This window comes from Guptibacillus hwajinpoensis, from assembly GCF_001039475.1.
Taxonomy (GTDB): Bacteria; Bacillota; Bacilli; order Bacillales; family Guptibacillaceae; genus Guptibacillus; species Guptibacillus hwajinpoensis.
Window position 1 is genome coordinate 940,511 of record NZ_LELK01000004.1, and the last position, 16,518, is coordinate 957,028.

General features: G+C 40.5%; 18 protein-coding genes and 1 riboswitch. Of the genes, 14 read left to right on the forward strand and 4 right to left on the reverse strand.

What is annotated here, in order from left to right:
• From AB986_RS14800 to AB986_RS21835, 11 genes are all read left to right on the forward strand, one after another.
• Entirely contained in the window at positions 1-1,221 is a 1,221-nt protein-coding gene (locus tag AB986_RS14800; RefSeq protein WP_048312916.1) for a cysteine desulfurase, read from the forward strand.
• A complete protein-coding gene (gene sufU / locus AB986_RS14805) occupies positions 1,211-1,654 on the forward strand; it encodes a Fe-S cluster assembly sulfur transfer protein SufU (protein WP_048311964.1) in 444 nt (147 codons plus the stop codon). Before AB986_RS14800 ends, sufU begins: the two co-directional genes overlap by 11 nt.
• Before the next feature lie 101 nt (positions 1,655-1,755).
• On the forward strand, positions 1,756-3,153 hold the full coding sequence (gene sufB / locus AB986_RS14810) for a Fe-S cluster assembly protein SufB (protein WP_048311966.1): 1,398 nt from the start codon (positions 1,756-1,758) through the stop codon (positions 3,151-3,153).
• A 457-nt stretch (positions 3,154-3,610) separates the two neighbouring features.
• The gene (locus tag AB986_RS14815; RefSeq protein WP_048311967.1) at positions 3,611-4,465 is read left to right on the forward strand and encodes a DUF72 domain-containing protein; all 855 of its coding nucleotides are present in this window, start codon (positions 3,611-3,613) and stop codon (positions 4,463-4,465) included.
• A 15-nt stretch (positions 4,466-4,480) separates the two neighbouring features.
• On the forward strand, positions 4,481-5,299 hold the full coding sequence (locus AB986_RS14820) for a sulfite exporter TauE/SafE family protein (protein WP_201779285.1): 819 nt from the start codon (positions 4,481-4,483) through the stop codon (positions 5,297-5,299).
• A gap of 15 nt (positions 5,300-5,314) precedes the next feature.
• Positions 5,315-6,703 carry a bifunctional metallophosphatase/5'-nucleotidase gene (locus AB986_RS14825; RefSeq protein WP_048311969.1) on the forward strand — a complete coding sequence of 463 codons (1,389 nt, stop codon included), beginning with the start codon at positions 5,315-5,317 and terminating at the stop codon, positions 6,701-6,703.
• A gap of 62 nt (positions 6,704-6,765) precedes the next feature.
• Positions 6,766-7,059, forward strand: a complete 294-nt coding sequence (locus AB986_RS14830; protein ID WP_370874641.1) for a YunC family protein — start codon at positions 6,766-6,768, stop codon at positions 7,057-7,059.
• A gap of 257 nt (positions 7,060-7,316) precedes the next feature.
• Positions 7,317-8,093 carry a sporulation protein YunB gene (gene yunB, locus AB986_RS14835; protein WP_053216207.1) on the forward strand — a complete coding sequence of 259 codons (777 nt, stop codon included), beginning with the start codon at positions 7,317-7,319 and terminating at the stop codon, positions 8,091-8,093.
• Positions 8,094-8,164: 71 nt separating this feature from the next.
• Positions 8,165-8,345, forward strand: a riboswitch (Lysine riboswitch).
• A 177-nt stretch (positions 8,346-8,522) separates the two neighbouring features.
• Positions 8,523-10,100: a Na+/H+ antiporter NhaC family protein gene (locus AB986_RS14840; protein WP_048311971.1), complete on the forward strand. Its 1,578-nt coding sequence runs from the start codon at positions 8,523-8,525 to the stop codon at positions 10,098-10,100.
• Positions 10,101-10,334: 234 nt separating this feature from the next.
• Entirely contained in the window at positions 10,335-11,861 is a 1,527-nt protein-coding gene (locus AB986_RS14845; RefSeq protein ID WP_048311972.1) for a sodium-dependent transporter, read from the forward strand.
• A 1-nt stretch (position 11,862) separates the two neighbouring features.
• On the forward strand, positions 11,863-11,967 hold the full coding sequence (locus AB986_RS21835; protein WP_084006579.1) for a methionine/alanine import family NSS transporter small subunit: 105 nt from the start codon (positions 11,863-11,865) through the stop codon (positions 11,965-11,967).
• 37 nt (positions 11,968-12,004) lie between these two features.
• On the opposite strand, the gene AB986_RS14850 is transcribed toward AB986_RS21835, so the two are convergent.
• On the reverse strand, positions 12,005-12,991 hold the full coding sequence (locus tag AB986_RS14850) for a M23 family metallopeptidase (protein ID WP_407921925.1): 987 nt from the start codon (positions 12,989-12,991) through the stop codon (positions 12,005-12,007).
• 183 nt (positions 12,992-13,174) lie between these two features.
• Here AB986_RS14850 and lipA point away from each other — a divergent pair, with 183 nt between their 5' ends.
• The gene (gene lipA, locus AB986_RS14855) at positions 13,175-14,068 is read left to right on the forward strand and encodes a lipoyl synthase (RefSeq protein ID WP_048311973.1); all 894 of its coding nucleotides are present in this window, start codon (positions 13,175-13,177) and stop codon (positions 14,066-14,068) included.
• 37 nt (positions 14,069-14,105) lie between these two features.
• On the opposite strand, the gene AB986_RS14860 is transcribed toward lipA, so the two are convergent.
• Positions 14,106-14,765, reverse strand: coding sequence for a YhcN/YlaJ family sporulation lipoprotein (locus tag AB986_RS14860; protein ID WP_048311974.1), 660 nt, complete (start codon positions 14,763-14,765; stop codon positions 14,106-14,108).
• A 125-nt stretch (positions 14,766-14,890) separates the two neighbouring features.
• On the opposite strand from AB986_RS14860, the gene AB986_RS14865 reads away from it, so the two are divergent.
• A complete protein-coding gene (locus AB986_RS14865) occupies positions 14,891-15,223 on the forward strand; it encodes a YutD family protein (RefSeq protein ID WP_048311976.1) in 333 nt (110 codons plus the stop codon).
• Positions 15,224-15,233: 10 nt separating this feature from the next.
• Here the strand turns inward: AB986_RS14865 and AB986_RS14870 are convergent, their stop codons facing one another.
• The gene (locus AB986_RS14870) at positions 15,234-15,503 is read right to left on the reverse strand and encodes a hypothetical protein (protein WP_048311977.1); all 270 of its coding nucleotides are present in this window, start codon (positions 15,501-15,503) and stop codon (positions 15,234-15,236) included.
• Positions 15,504-15,553: 50 nt separating this feature from the next.
• The gene (locus tag AB986_RS14875; protein WP_048311979.1) at positions 15,554-15,826 is read right to left on the reverse strand and encodes a DUF3055 domain-containing protein; all 273 of its coding nucleotides are present in this window, start codon (positions 15,824-15,826) and stop codon (positions 15,554-15,556) included.
• Positions 15,827-16,019: 193 nt separating this feature from the next.
• Between AB986_RS14875 and AB986_RS14880 the strand changes: the two genes are divergently transcribed.
• The gene (locus AB986_RS14880) at positions 16,020-16,466 is read left to right on the forward strand and encodes a DUF86 domain-containing protein (RefSeq protein ID WP_048311981.1); all 447 of its coding nucleotides are present in this window, start codon (positions 16,020-16,022) and stop codon (positions 16,464-16,466) included.
• The last annotated feature ends 52 nt before the right edge of the window (positions 16,467-16,518 follow it).

The following is a 16,518-nucleotide window of genomic DNA, read 5'->3' on the forward strand; positions in this document are numbered from 1 at the left end:
ATGAATGTCCAAGACATTCGCAAGCAGTTTCCCATTTTACATCAAGAGGTAAATGGGAATCCTCTTGTATACCTTGATAGTGCAGCAACGTCTCAGAAGCCAGCTCAAGTGATTGATGCAGTGGAGCGTTACTACAAGGAAATTAATTCAAACGTTCACCGTGGTGTTCATACGCTTGGTACACATGCAACTGACGCCTATGAAGGCGCACGTGAAAAGGTACGTGAGTTTATTCATGCTTCCTCAACAGAAGAAGTTATCTTTACTCGTGGAACAACTACGGCGCTTAATATGGTAGCTTCAAGCTATGGACGTGCAAATCTTTCAGAGGGTGATGAAGTTGTCATCACACCAATGGAGCATCACAGTAACATTATCCCGTGGCAACAGGTTGTGAAGGCAACTGGTGCTACTCTTAAATATATTCCGCTTCAACCTGATGGAACAATTGCACTTGAAGACGTAGAAAAAACGGTAACTGAGAACACGAAAATTGTGTCTGTTATGCAGGTTTCTAACGTGCTTGGGACAATTAATCCAATCAAGGAAATGGCGGCTATTGCACATCGAAATGGTGCCATTATGGTTGTTGATGGAGCTCAAAGCACACCGCATATGAACATTGACGTACAGGATCTCGATTGTGATTTCTTTGCATTCTCTGGACATAAAATGTGCGGTCCGACTGGAATTGGTGTTCTTTATGGTAAGAGACAATTACTAGAAAAGATGGACCCATTTGAATTCGGAGGGGAAATGATTGATTATGTAGGTCTCTATGACTCGACATGGAAAGATCTCCCTTGGAAGTTCGAAGGTGGTACGCCAATTATTGCAGGTGCAGTCGGTCTTGGTGCAGCCATTGACTTCTTAAATGAAATTGGAATGGATAACATTCAGCAGCATGAGTCACATCTTGCTAAGTATGCAATAGAGCAGTTATCCACAATCGAAGGCGTAACAATATACGGACCTGAAAAGCGTGCTGGCGTTGTAACCTTCAATAGTGACGAAGTTCATCCACACGATGTGGCTACTGTACTAGACACAGAAGGCATCGCGGTTCGCGCCGGACATCATTGCGCTCAGCCGCTTATGAAGTGGCTTGAAGTATCGGCTACAGCACGTGCTAGCTTCTATCTTTATAACACAGAAGAAGACGTGGATACATTTGTAGCGGGATTACGAAAAGCAAAGGAGTTTTTCGGTAATGTCTTTTAACAATCTAGACCAGTTATATCGACAGGTCATTATGGATCATTACAAGAACCCAAGAAACAAAGGGGAACTTGAAGGAAACGATCTTAAAATAAATATGAATAACCCTACATGTGGAGACACGATTCAACTACAGTTGAAAGTAGATGATGGGAAAATTTCGGATGCGAAGTTTATTGGAGAAGGTTGCTCTATAAGCCTGGCATCTGCGTCAATGATGACACAGTCAGTCAAAGGGCTTGAGGTTGATCAGGCGATGAAGTTGTCTGGAATTTTCTCTGATATGATGCAGGGCAAAGAGTATGACGAAGAAGAATTCGATCTTGGTGATATTGAAGCACTTCAAGGCGTTTCGAAATTTCCTGCTCGAATTAAATGTGCAACACTCTCTTGGAAAGCCATGGAGAAGGGCTTTAAGGAACAGGGTGAGGCGTAACTCGCTTCCAGGTGTTGTCATCGTTTCTTTTTCATACTAGAATGGTTGAAAGAGAACAACAGCCAAACACTGACATGTGTAATGTCAAGGAGGGAAATATAATGGCTAAAAAAATGCCTGAAGTTGGCGAATACCAGTATGGTTTTAGTGATAAAGACGTTTCAATTTTCCGCTCAGAGCGTGGGTTAACTCCTGAAATCGTTAAAGAAATTTCTCGTATGAAGGAAGAGCCTAAATGGATGCTTGATTTTCGTTTGAAATCGCTAGAGCATTTCTACAGCATGCCAATGCCTCAGTGGGGCGGTAATCTTGCTGATCTTGATTTCGATGAAATTACGTACTACGTAAAGCCTTCTGAAAAGTCTGAGCGATCATGGGATGAAGTACCAGAAGAAATCAAAGCAACATTTGATAAGCTTGGTATCCCTGAAGCAGAACAAAAATACCTTGCAGGTGTTTCTGCACAGTATGAATCTGAAGTTGTTTACCACAACATGCAAGAAGATCTTGAGAATATGGGTATTATTTTCAAAGATACAGATACTGCTCTTAAAGAAAACGAAGACCTTTTCAAAGAGTACTTTGCTAAAACAATCCCTGCAACGGACAATAAGTTCTCAGCGCTAAACTCTGCTGTATGGTCTGGTGGATCGTTCATCTACGTCCCTAAAGGTGTTAAAGTAGATACGCCTCTTCAAGCGTATTTCCGTATTAACTCTGAAAACATGGGACAGTTTGAGCGTACGCTTATCATTGCAGACGAAGGTTCTTCTGTTCATTACGTTGAAGGGTGTACTGCACCTGTTTACACAACAAACTCTCTACACAGTGCTGTTGTTGAAATCATCGTTAAGAAAGACGCATACTGCCGTTATACAACCATTCAGAACTGGGCTAACAACGTGTTTAACCTTGTTACGAAGCGTGCAGTTGCGGAAGAAAATGCAACGATGGAATGGATCGATGGTAACATTGGTTCAAAACTTACGATGAAGTATCCAGCTGTTATCTTGAAAGGTGAAGGCGCACGAGGCATGACCCTTTCAATCGCTCTTGCGGGTAAAGGACAGCACCAGGATGCAGGAGCTAAGATGATTCACTTAGCACCAAACACATCTTCAACAATCGTATCGAAATCCATTTCGAAGCAAGGCGGTAAAGTAACATACCGTGGTATTGTACACTTTGGCCGTAAAGCTGAAGGCGCTCGTTCTAACGTTGAGTGTGATACGCTCATCATGGATAACGAGTCAACTTCTGATACAATTCCTTACAACGAAATTCTTAACGATAACATTTCACTTGAACACGAAGCGAAAGTATCGAAGGTTTCGGAAGAACAGCTCTTCTACTTGATGAGCCGTGGTGTATCTGAAGAAGAAGCTACTGAAATGATCGTAATGGGCTTTATCGAGCCATTTACGAAAGAACTTCCTATGGAGTATGCGGTTGAAATGAACCGTCTCATTAAATTTGAGATGGAAGGTTCAATCGGTTAAGCACTATTATGAAACGAACCGGATTTTCCGGTTCGTTTTTTTATTGTGCTGTTTTCGTAAACATTCTTGCTTTTGCCATAAGAGTGGTAGTTGATCTGCGCTCCTACCCGCTTTCCGGGGGGCGGGCGGTGAGCCTCCTCGTCGCTAACGCTCCTGTGGGGTCTCACCTGTCCCGCTAGTCCCGCAGGAGTCGAGCACCTTCCGCTCCAATCAACTATGAAATGGGGTTCTCTATAGAAAAATTTTTTAAAAGCAACAATCTTTTAGAAAAGAGCCTTTTAATATAGGGAATAGATTATTTAAAATGAAGCCTAGAGCAAAGAACTCTTATGCTTCTTCCTTGCTATTTTTTCGCCTTCACATGAAAATAGAAGAAGAATCATTTTAATTATAACTTTACTATTACTAACGATATAATTATTTCGGATGTTCCATCGAAGATGAAAGGAAGGATTGCATGATATACATAGGCGTTACAGGATGGGGCGATCATGATGATTTATATCCACCCGATGTCAAAAGCAATGAGAAGCTTTCACTCTACGCATCGCATTTTCCAATTGTTGAAGTAGATTCATCTTTTTATGCGGTTCAGCCTACGAGGAATTTTCAGAAGTGGGCGGATGAAACGCCTGAAGATTTTCGCTTTGTAGTCAAGGCTTATCAAGGCATGACGGGTCATCAAAGAGGAGACGTACCGTTTGAAACAAGAGAAGAGATGTTCCAGGCGTTTATAAATTCCCTTGGTCCCATTCAGAAAGCTGGTAAGCTTTCGATGGTGCTTTTTCAGTTTCCACCATGGTTTGATGTGAATAAAGAGAACGTGGACATATTAAGAGACTGTAAGCAACGAATGGGCGATATTCCTTGTGCAGTCGAATTTCGTCATCAATCCTGGTATCATGAAGCTTTTCGCGATAAGACGCTACATTTTCTTGAAGAGCAGGGATATATCCACACGATTTGTGATGAGCCACAGGCAGGAGAAGGGTCCGTTCCTCTCGTTATGGAAACAGTCCATTCGAAGCAAGTTCTTGTGCGTCTTCACGGACGAAATGTGAATGGTTGGACAAACCCTGGCAATCGTCATAATTGGAGAGATGTTCGTTATTTGTATGATTATAACGAGGAAGAGTTAATGGAATGGAAAGAGCGGATTCATCAATTGGCAAATGAATGTGAGCATGTGTCTATTTTATTTAACAACAACTCAGGTGGTCATGCTTCAGGAAATGCGAAGAAGATGATTCAAATGCTTGATATTGAGTATACAAATTTAAATCCGAAACAGCTGGATCTTTTTGAAGAATAAGGAGTTTGACTCATGATAACTTGGATTCTGTTAGTACTTATTGGTCTTGCTGCTGGGACAATCGGTAGTCTTGTTGGTCTTGGTGGCGGGATCATCATCGTTCCTGTTCTTCTTATTATTGATCAATATACAAATTGGCTACCGCCATTATCTCCTCAATTAATTGTCGGAAGTTCGATCGTCGTCCTTGTTGCAATTGGTCTTTCATCTACATTAGCTTATATGAAGAAGAAAAGTGTGGATTATAAAAGTGGTGCGCTCTTCTTTCTAGGAAGTGGTCCTGGAGCCGTTTTGGGAGCCTGGTTAAATAAATTTATTGAAGTAGATTATTTTTCTATCTATTTTGGGTTATTTATGGTGCTTGTTTCCATATTATTAATGATAAGGAATCGTTTACGCCCAATGAAGTTGAATGGACAATTCACTCGTTCGTTCACTAATTCTGATGGAAAGAAAGTAACCTATCAATTTTCAGCTCCAGCAGCAGTTGCGGTTTCATTTGTTGTAGGAGTTATCTCAGGGTTGTTTGGAATTGGTGGGGGTTCCTTAATGGTTCCTGCGATGATCTTGCTATTTGGCTTTCCGATGTCAGTTGCAGTTGCAACTTCGATGTTTATGATCTTCCTCTCAAGCATAACAGGTACACTGACCCATTTAGTACTCGGAAACGTGGGAGGCTTTCTCTTAATCGGATTAGTTCCAGGAGCATGGGTCGGAGCCAAGTTAGGCGCATTTATTAATCAAAAACTATCAGACCAGACCGTTGTAGTTATTTTGCGATGGATGTTAATCATTGTTGGAATTCGACTGATCTGGCAGGGAACTATGGGGTAGGAAAGGAAGATTGACTTGACTTGTAAAACACTAAATATCTATTATACAAATGATCTTCATAGTCACTTTGAGAACTGGTCTAAAGTGTCTTCTTTTCTCAAAGAGAAAAAGAAAATGCATGAACTCCAGGGAACACCTTACTTACTTCTGGATCTTGGTGACCATTCTGATAAAGTTCATCCAATCACGGAAGGAACGGTTGGAAAAGGGAATGTGCAGTTACTAAATGAACTTCAATATGACTATGCTACGATCGGAAACAATGAAGGAATTACGTTCTCTAAGAAGGAGCTTGAGGAATTATACACAGAAGCAACGTTCGAAGTGATTGTATCCAATCTCTATCATCAAGATGGTACAAGACCCTCCTTTGCAATCCCATATAAGATTCATGAACTAAATGGTGTGAAAGTAGGTATCATTGGGATTACGATACCATATGAGCAGTTCTATTCTCTCCTAGGGTGGACAATCCATTCCCCATACAACTACCTTCAGGAGCTTGTGAATGACGTTCGCTCACAATCTGACGTTGTTATCCTCATGTCTCATATGGGGCTAGGAAATGACGAGCAATTAGCAAGAGAGATGACAGGAATTGATGTGATCATTGGCGCTCATACTCATCATGTTCTAAAGCACGGAGTAATTGTAGAGGACACGCTCATAACGCAGTCAGGAAAAAACGGCAACTATGTAGGAGAAGTGACGATTTGTTTCGATTTGGAAAACGACCATGTTCTTGAAAAAGAAGCCTATGCCGTTTCTGTCCGTAATCGTAAGGAAGACGACCTTACAAGAGAGAGCATAAAACAATTGGGTTTAAAAGCACAGGCTTTGTTAGACGAAGTCATTTGTCGACTAGAACAACCGTTAGAAGCAGAGTGGTTTAAACCGTCTGTATTACCTGATGAATTAGCCGCAGCGTTAAGGGAGTGGTGTCATGCTGATATCGGTATGATTAACTCTGGTATGCTGCTTGATGGGCTTTCTGAAGGGAACGTTTCTCGTGAGAACATTCACCGTATTTGCCCGCATCCGGTAAACCCTTGCAAAGTCATCTTAAAAGGCAGTGAACTTCGAGAAATCATTTCTTACGCTATGACAGATGAGATTGTGAACTTAAGTTTTAAGGGACTTGGCTTTCGCGGAGAAGTGATGGGGATTATGGCGTTTGATGGCTTAGAAGTAAAAACTGTTTTAATGGAAGATGGTCTTCACCATGTAACTGACATTCTTCATAATGGACAGCAGTTGATATCTGATGAAGAATATGCTGTTGCCACAGCTGATATGTTTACGTTTGGGAAATTCTATCCTCAAATGAAACATGCGAAAAAGAAATATTATTTACCTGAGATGTTAAGGGATCTTCTTGAATGGAGACTTGAGAACAGATACTAGAAACTTTCATATAGATATAGTGTTAATCATTCAAGTCAGGAGGCGAGAATGAATTGATTACTATGTCACCTATTATGATTGACGGTCATCCTTTTACGGCTGTGAGCATGCAACTTCCGAAAACGAATTTTCTTGCAGTAATGAATGAGAATGGGTATATCATGTGTGGAGCACTTGATATAGCTTTACTTAACGAGAAATTAAGTGAGCGGAAGATTATTGCAGGCAGAGCTGTAGGCGTGAGGACGATCGAACAGCTGCTGGATGCTCCCCTTGAATCTGTTACACATGAAGCAGTAGCAAGGGGCATTACAGTCGGCACAATAGGCAGAGATGCCATGCTTAAAATGATGTGAAAGAAGCCGTAGCAATGCTGCGGCTTCTTTTGCTTTTCGGATACAGTCTACCGAGCGCTTTCGCTTTTCGTGATCCAGCTACAGCGCTCAGACCCTCGAGATGCTTCACCTTTTTGGTTGAACACAAAGAACGTGTTCATCCAAAAAGGTTCCAGCCCTTGTCGGGTCTACCTAGCGCTTTCGCTTTTCGTGATAATTTTGTCCATACTTCCTTACTTCATAGCATATACATGTTGGAGAGAAGGGAGGGTTCATGTTTGTTTCGAACTCGTAGAAGATTCTTTAGAAAGGGTCCACTTCCCTTTCGTTATGTATTTATCATCTCCTTCATCCTTTTCATATTCATGACAGTGCAGGGGTTATGGATCGTTGAAAAGGGAATCAAGCCGACGCTTATTGAGATTGCTAGAACAGAGACAAATCGTATTGCAACACTTGCGATTAACCAGGCGATCAATCAAAAGATTGTAGAAGAAGTAGACAATTACCAGGAAACGCTAATAACCGAAGTGAAAGATGATCAGGGAAAAGTTGTGCTTGTTCAGATTAATCAGCGAGCTGTTAGTCAAGTTCTCGCTCAATCCACGGATAAAGTTCAAAAGTTCTTAAAAAGCATTGAAGATGGTAAGATCGATTATTGGGCAGAGCAAAATGGTGTTGATCTTAAAGTGGATGAAGATACGCCTGTCAATACAGGTATTATACATTATATTCCAATCGGTCAGGCTTTCAACAATACGCTACTTGCGAACTTTGGACCAAAAGTTCCAGTGCGTTTTACTGCGATTGGAGAAGTGAAATCAGATATTAAACATAAGATTGAGCCAGTAGGAATTAACAATATATGGGTCGATATTCGCGTTCACATCGAAGTGAATGTTAAAATCGTTATTCCATTTGCGAGCGATTCGGACGTTGTTACGACGGATATTCCTGTTATCGCAACGATTATTAAGGGAGATGTTCCGAACTTTTATAACAGTGGAGGCGATGATGCGCCAAATCCATCTATTGATATGAAAGACATGCAATAATTTCTAATTGCAGAAAGGAGTAAGATAAGGTATACTTTTAAACTGAACTTAATATCGTTCCTTATCTTTTACGATGAGGTAGAGGAGCAGATCCTCATTAGTACGTGTTGGGAGAATGACACCAATGATCAGCATCGAAAGGGAGATCTGCCGAAGCAAGAATAATTGTCACGTTATTTTTGTTGGGGCGGCATTGAATAAATGTCGAACTGTCATTATAAGTCTAACTTGTAATGGTGAACTACTGATCGGGGTGGACACTTAACATTGACTCGGTGAAACGAGCAATGATAGGACCAATCCTATCATTGCTCGTTTTTTTTGTGCTTGTAAATCGAAATTTCGATTTACATTATGCAAAATTTGAAGAGTAATGTTGGATGAGCTTACCCCTGTCGCAATCTACTATTAAATATAAGGAGGGTTTCCGTGGAAAACTCGTTTTTATCTATTATTCCGCCGCTTGTTGCATTACTTATGGTCGTTGTGACAAGGAAAGTGCTGCCATCTCTAGGAGTAGGGATCATTCTCGGTGCACTTATGATCAATAATTGGAGTGTAACAGGTTCCATTCAGGAAATTTATACAATCGTAAAAGGAATTTTTATTGATTCTGAAAGCGGTGGGCTAAATACCTGGAACATGTACATTATCTTCTTCTTACTATTACTTGGTATGATGACCGCATTTATCTCCATATCTGGTGGTAGCCGTGCATTTGGTGAGTGGGCAATGAAGCGTGTCAAAACAAGAGTTGGAGCTCAAATTGTCACAGCCGTTTTCGGTATTATTATTTTCATTGATGATTACTTTAACTCCCTTGCAGTAGGGAATGTTAGTAGACCAATTACGGACAGGCATAACGTGTCTAGAGCGAAGCTTGCGTACATTATTGATTCGACTGCTGCACCAATGTGTATCATTTCTCCAATCTCAAGCTGGGGTGCTTATATTATTGCCATTATTGGTGGCGTCCTCGCTACACATAGTATTACAGGTGTTGGTGCTTTGGAAGCATTCATGAGAATGATTCCAATGAATTTATATGCTCTGTTTGCTTTAGTCATGGTTTTCTTTGTAAGTTATTTCGATATAAATCTTAAGGCTATGAAAGTACATGAAGATCGTGCCCAAAAGACAGGAGAAGTTCTTGATCCAGAAAAGGGCGCGGTTCCTGGGGAAACAACTGGACTACCTGAAAGTGACAAAGGTAGTGTTGCTGATCTTGCTTGGCCGATTATCATGCTAATTGCGGGAACAGTTACGTTTATGATTGTGACTGGTATCCAGGCTGTAAGTGGGACTGATACAGCAGTTACGGCACTTACTATTTTTGAAAACACGGATGTTGCTACTTCACTTCTTTACGGAGGATTGATTGGGCTTGCTACATCACTTATCTTCTTCTTCGTGAAGCGTATGGGAGGAGCTATCCTAGGCAAAGGAATCTGGGAAGGGATTAAGTCTATGCTCCCAGCAGTTTATATTCTCTTCTTTGCGTGGACATTAATTGAGATTATTGGATCACTTGGAACAGGTGAGTACTTAGCTGGACTAGTTAATCAGCATATCGTGATTGGTTTCTTGCCTGCAATTCTATTTCTCCTTGGAGGCGTTATGGCGTTCGCAACTGGTACATCGTGGGGAACGTTTGGCATCATGCTACCAATTGCAGGAGAGATTGCTGCTGCAACTGATCCAACCTTAATGCTCCCAGTACTTGCAGCTGTTCTCGCAGGTGCCGTTTTTGGAGATCATTGTTCACCGATCTCAGATACAACGATTCTTTCATCAACAGGTGCGGGAAGCCATCATATTGATCATGTTATGACTCAGCTACCTTATGCAGTGCTTGTCGCAGGTATATCCTTGCTTGGTTATCTTGTACTTGGATTTACAGGAAGCTCAATACTTGGCTTACTAGCTACTGCGGTTCTTTTTGGAATATTGATTTTTATGTTAAAAACAAAATATGCCAATCGACCAGTTGAAGTAGCTAAAAATTAATGAAGCAGGGGGACATTCCTCCTGCTTTTTTATATGAATTCACAAAAAAGTGTAGATTTTTATCAGAAATTGAACGATTTATACTAAAAAAGGTAAAAGATTGTTTTGACATGGACATTCGTACTAGATATACTATAAACAAAATAATCTGAATTTACTTAAAAGTCACAACCTTTTTCTGGGAGGAGGCTTGGAGTTAAAAAAGGATTTAAATTGTCTAAGGGGGTAATTGATTTGGAGAATCGTGCGCAATGGGGGACAAGGGCTGGTTTTATTCTAGCAGCTGTTGGTTCAGCAATAGGTTTAGGTAATATATGGAGATTTCCAGCCGTAGCATATGACAACGGTGGTGGGGCATTCTTTATTCCGTATTTATTCGCATTACTTACAGCTGGTATCCCGATTTTAATACTAGAATTCACAATTGGTCATAAATTTAGAGGATCTGCACCACTTTCATTCTTTAGAATGAACAAAAAGATGGAGTGGCTTGGTTGGTGGGGCGTTATTGTTGCTTTTGTTATCTCGACATATTACGCAGTTATTATTGCTTGGGCAATCTCTTATAGCTACTTTGCGTTTAATCAAAGTTGGGGTTCTGATACAGAAGCGTTCCTTTTCAATGATTACTTAAAGCTTACAGTTGATCCAGGACAAACAGGTAGTATTGTCCCAGGCGTATTCCTACCATTGATTGCGGTTTGGATCATTACGCTCGGTGTTCTTCTTGCAGGTGTCAAAAAAGGAATTGAGCGTGCGAACAAAATTTTCATTCCTACATTGGTTGTTCTTTTCTTAATTATTGTTATTCGTGCAGTGACATTACCAGGAGCTGCTGAAGGTCTAAATGCTTTCTTTACACCGAACTTTGACAGCATTACGTCTGGAAGCGTTTGGGTTGCAGCTTACGGACAGATTTTCTTCAGTTTATCCATTGCTTTTGCTATTATGATTACTTATTCTAGTTATTTACCGAAGAAATCCGATATCACAAATAATGCGTTTATTACTGGTTTCGGTAACTCGGCGTTTGAGCTTCTAGCAGGTATTGGAGTATTCTCGGCGCTTGGATTTATGGCTCAGCAGCAGGGTCTTACTGTTGGTGAAGTTGTGAGTGGTGGAGTTGGACTAGCTTTCGTCGTCTTCCCACAAATTATTAATGAGTTCCCAGCCTTGAACGGTTTGTTCGGTTTCTTATTCTTTGCATCACTTGTTCTTGCTGGTTTATCTTCACTAATCTCTATTTCTGAAACATATGTAGCGGGTGTGTCAGAGAAATTTGGCATATCTCGTACAAAAGCTGTTCTAATTGGTGGAGGAGTTTCCTCTATTATCTCTATATTGTTTGCAACGCAAGGCGGATTGTTCTTCCTTGATGCAGCAGATTACTTTATTAACCAGTTTGGAATTGCGTTCGTAGGACTAGTGGAAGTCGTTGTCGTAGCTTGGGTACTTCGTGAACTTAATACGCTTGAATCACACGCAAACGGTATTTCAGACATTTCATTGAAATATTGGTGGAAAGCTTGTCTTGGAGTCATTACACCGCTTGTCCTTGGCTACATGATGTTCGATCTCTTTAAAACAAACCTACTTCGTCAGTTTGATACACCAACTGGAAACTATGAAGGCTACTCAAATGGCTTTATTCTTTACAGTGGCTGGGCTGTCGCAGGGTTCGCCATTCTGGTTGGAATTCTATTCAGCCTAAAGAAATGGGACTCGAAAGTAGAACAGCAAAAGTATAAGGAGGTAAGCTAATATGGGTGGTAGCGCAATTTTTATGATGATTGTTGGTATGGTTATTATATGGGGTGGTCTTACAGCGAGTATCCTTAATGCTGTGAGAGTATCTAGAAAACAATAAAAAAGAAAGAGGGACTAACGAGTTGTTAGTTCCTCTTTTACTTTTTTCTTGATCGTTCCTGGCGTTCCCATAAGCGCAAAGAAGGGTAGGGATCGTATGACCACTCTGTTCTTCCATTATCTTTGTAAATACCATAGTGGAGGTGAGGTGGAAATTTACCTGCGGTTCCTTTAGGACCGTACCCAGAGCTTCCAACATAGCCGATCACTTGACCGGGTTGAACAACGCTATCTTTTTCAATGCCTTTTTCAAAACCATTTAAATGTGCATAATAATGGTAATTGCCTTGGATATCTCGAATACCGATACGCCAACCACCGTATCGATTCCAACCTTTTGTCTCAACCGTACCGTAGCTCGTTGACTTCACTGCTACACCGTAGGATGCAAAAATATCTGTTCCCTCATGAATTCGTAGCCCGCCCCAGCCTCTACGGTCTCCCCATGTGCTTCGATAGCTATAATTCGCATGTAGTGGAACAGGAAAAGCGTGTTTTTCTAGCTTCAGTGTTTCGAAAGTCCGATAAACAGCACTATTGCTAATAATTGTTCGAACGGCTTGATCACGATGATAATAATCCCACAAACCAATCCGTATATCCTCAATCGTTGTCCCATAAGATTGTAAGAAATGCCCTATCGTATAGAGAAGGTCTTCATCATCCGTTATAACTGCTTTACCATCACCATTGCCATCAAGCCCAATCCCTCCAAAGAATGAGATGGAATTAGCGGAAGTATCTGCTTTGTTTGGGTTAGCTCCTCCAGCCCATTTTTCAGGTGGAATATAGATCGCAATAGCGCCCTTTTCACGCGGAATATCTTTTTGAGAACGTCTAATACTTCGTTCATATTGATCAATTCCAGCGTAAATGTACCATGGTACATGTGTCAGGGTTTCCATTTTGTGAAACAACATCATTCGTTCTGCTCTTAATTTATCTTCGTCTACTTCTGCAGATAAGCAAATGTTAGTTGGTAAGAGAAAGAAAAGAATAAGGATAAGAAAACTGTATTTTCTCAAGCGTTTCTTCTCCTTTCGTAAATTGTCATTACTCTTAGTGTGGTTTTCATCTTCTAAAACATTAGATCTAAATAATGGAAGGTAAAAAGCCCTAATCGTCATTAGATTCACACTTTTCCTAGAAATACACATATTGGATATGTTATTCTTTAATACAGAAAAGGAATTGGTGGGGTGATAATAGTGAGTAAGAAAGAAGAATATCTACGTAAACCAGAGTGGTTGAAAATAAAACTGAATACAAACGAGAACTACAAAGGCCTTAAAAAGATGATGCGTGAGAAAAAGCTACATACTGTATGTGAAGAGGCAAAATGTCCAAACATTCATGAGTGTTGGGCTGTTCGAAAAACTGCGACCTTTATGATCCTTGGGGACGTTTGTACTCGTGCGTGCCGATTCTGTGCGGTTAAGACTGGGCTTCCAACTGAGCTTGATTGGGCTGAGCCAGAACGTGTAGCAGATTCCGTTGAACAAATGGGCTTAAAACACGTTGTTATTACAGCAGTTGCAAGAGACGATTTAAAAGACGGAGGCGCAGCAGTTTTTGCTGAGACCGTTCGTGCAATTCGTAGAAAGAATCCATTCTGCTCGATTGAAGTACTTCCTTCCGATATGGGTGGACAATATGAAGCACTTGAAACACTAATGGATGCGAAACCAGACATTATGAACCATAATATTGAAACGGTAGAACGTCTTACTCCAAGAGTTCGCGCACGTGCAAAATATCGTCGTACACTTGAGTTTCTTCAACGTGCGAAGGAAATGAATCCAGAAATACCTACAAAATCAAGTATCATGCTGGGACTTGGTGAAACGAAGGAAGAAATTATCCAAACACTTGACGATCTTCGTGCACATGATGTTGATATTGTGACCCTTGGCCAATACCTTCAGCCTTCTAAAAAGCATCTGAAAGTTGAAAAATATTGGACTCCACAAGAATTCCTTGAGCTAAAAGATATCGCGCTAGAAAAAGGATTCAAACACTGTGAATCCGGCCCAATGGTACGCTCTTCCTACCACGCCGACGAACAAGTAAACGCAGCAAAAAAAGCGGAAATCAGTCAATAAATATAAGACAAAATCGGCCCTTAACCAGGGCCGATTTTTATTTCGACATCATTTCGTTTCCGTTTGAATCGTTTAACTCATCATTCATTTCGCCCTTCATTTCACCGTTCTCATTCTCGCCTTCACTAACCTTATTCCCTTGTGGTGATTTTTTCATTTTTGCGATTGTTTGCTCGATGCTTTTATCGAGTTCACCACTTGCAGTAGAACCGTTCTGATAGCGCTCAACTTCAGCGATCATTCCTTGCTCGTCTGAAACGTAGACATGGTAATAACGTGGAATAACGGAAAGGGCTGTCTTTTTAACTTGGTCTGCAGTGCCATCACGGTCTTTGGTTGTTGATTTATAACCAATTAACACTTCTTCATCTGTTACGAGCGTAGCAACATCATTTACGTATGGAAGAACAATGGCCATTGATGTTATCATGTCTGCCAATCGCTCTCGATCAAGATAGACGACATCTCTCGGTTTTGCCTGTGAATTCATGTTGTTTGTATTTCTAGATTCACGTACGAATCCAAAATTTCCTTTTTTTGCTTTTTCTTGAGAGTTTGCCATGTTCATTCCGTATTCTTCAGGGTCCGTTTTGACTGGTGTTAGATCTGCATGGTCGAAAGAATCAGTTGCATCTTGCCCCTGGCATGCAGCAAGTCCTAGTGCAAGTGGCAAAATGAACAGTACTTGTTTTTTCACTCACATTCACCTCCATACGGTTATCATGACCGATTGTCGTTTCTTTTTTACTGGTATTACTTGGACAATTCATATAAAAAAGGTATCATAAGACTAATGAGCCCATATGAAATGAGGGAAGTATAGTGATAACAGTTAATCAACAAACATTTGAGCTGGTCAAAGATGAGCGGGAAGGCTGGAACGAAGAAGCGTTCACGGCAAGATACAGCGAAATTCTAGATAAATACGATTACATTGTCGGTGACTGGGGATATGGCCAATTGAGGCTAAAGGGGTTTTTCGAGGATCGTAATCAAAAAGCCACGTTTGATACGAAGTTCAGCACTGTGCTGGATTATTTATATGAATACTGTAATTTTGGATGTCCTTATTTTGTATTAAAGAAACAGAAAAAGGAAAAACCTAAGAAGCAACAGCAACAGGAACAGCAGCAACAACAACAACAACAAGCATAAGCCATTTGGCTTATGCTTTATATGGTTTCTCAGAGTCTTTTTCAGAATCATCATGTGGAGGGTGTGAGGCTGGATCTTGCCTTGGAAGGTTCTGGTGAAGGTTTTTATTCTCGTAGTTGAACGCACTGTAAGAACGTTGACCTTCACGCCAAGGAGTGGTTTTACCCAATTTTTTATTAACGGGTGAACCATATGGTCCTTCAGGTGTATCTTCAGGTAACACGTAGTTCCGTCCCTTTTCTACATTAGCAAAATCTGTATAGTTTTCATCATCAAACATGAATAAACACCACCTTTAACAGGTAGTGTATTCATTGCAGGATGAAAATATTAAGCGCTTAATCTCTCGCGAAGAAAGGTTCGAAGTTCTTCTGCATCTTCTTCATTAAGGGAATAAGCATGCTCGATGTTACCTGGCTCATTAAGGTCGTCGTGACCAATAATAGCGAATTTACCTCCCTGAATGTCAAGAACGAGTGATTTTCCAAAAAATCGATCCGATTTCACAATGCAAAGATCAAACCGATGATTGCTTCCCATGAAGCATACGAACCTTGCTTCAGTTGCTTCCTGTTCGTCATAGATAAGTCTATCGTCTTCCATCTTAACACCCTCCTTTTTCTAGTTACCGTTATCATACCAAATTCTTACGATTTCTCATATAACATCCGTTCTAAATGTAAGCTTTTTCATTTTAGATTATGATAGAATGAAGCTGTACACTTAGGGTTAAGGTACAACTAGTGTTACATAGGCTCCATGATTGTTAATTTGTTCATTAGGTAGGTGGGTATCCATGTATTTTGTTGATCGAAAGAAAATTGAAGAGCATCTTGTTTATTTAACGAATGGCGTTGATCTTTTCAAAGAGAGTACGTTTCAGAATCCGATTGAGAAATTGGGCTTGGAGAGAGTTCATCATGTTTTTATTGAAAGTATAATTGATGTTGGTAACAATCTTATTGATGGCTTTATTATGAGAGATCCGGGAAGTTACGAAGACATCATTGAAATATTAGCAGATGAGAAAGTCATCCCTACCGACAGCTCTAAAGCTTTGAAAGAAATCGTTTTGATGAGAAAGCCTCTTATGCAAAGGTATATTGGTCTTGATCATACTGCGCTTGAAAAGAATATAAGAAAGAATATTGAAGCCATTGAAAGCTTCCCTAAATATGTTCGAACCTATTTAAATGACGAGCTAGGAGTAGTATCCGCCTTTATACCTGAAGACGATAAATAGTTGATGAGGGACAGTGATATAAGCTAAACTGTTTGTAGACTGAGAGGTGTTT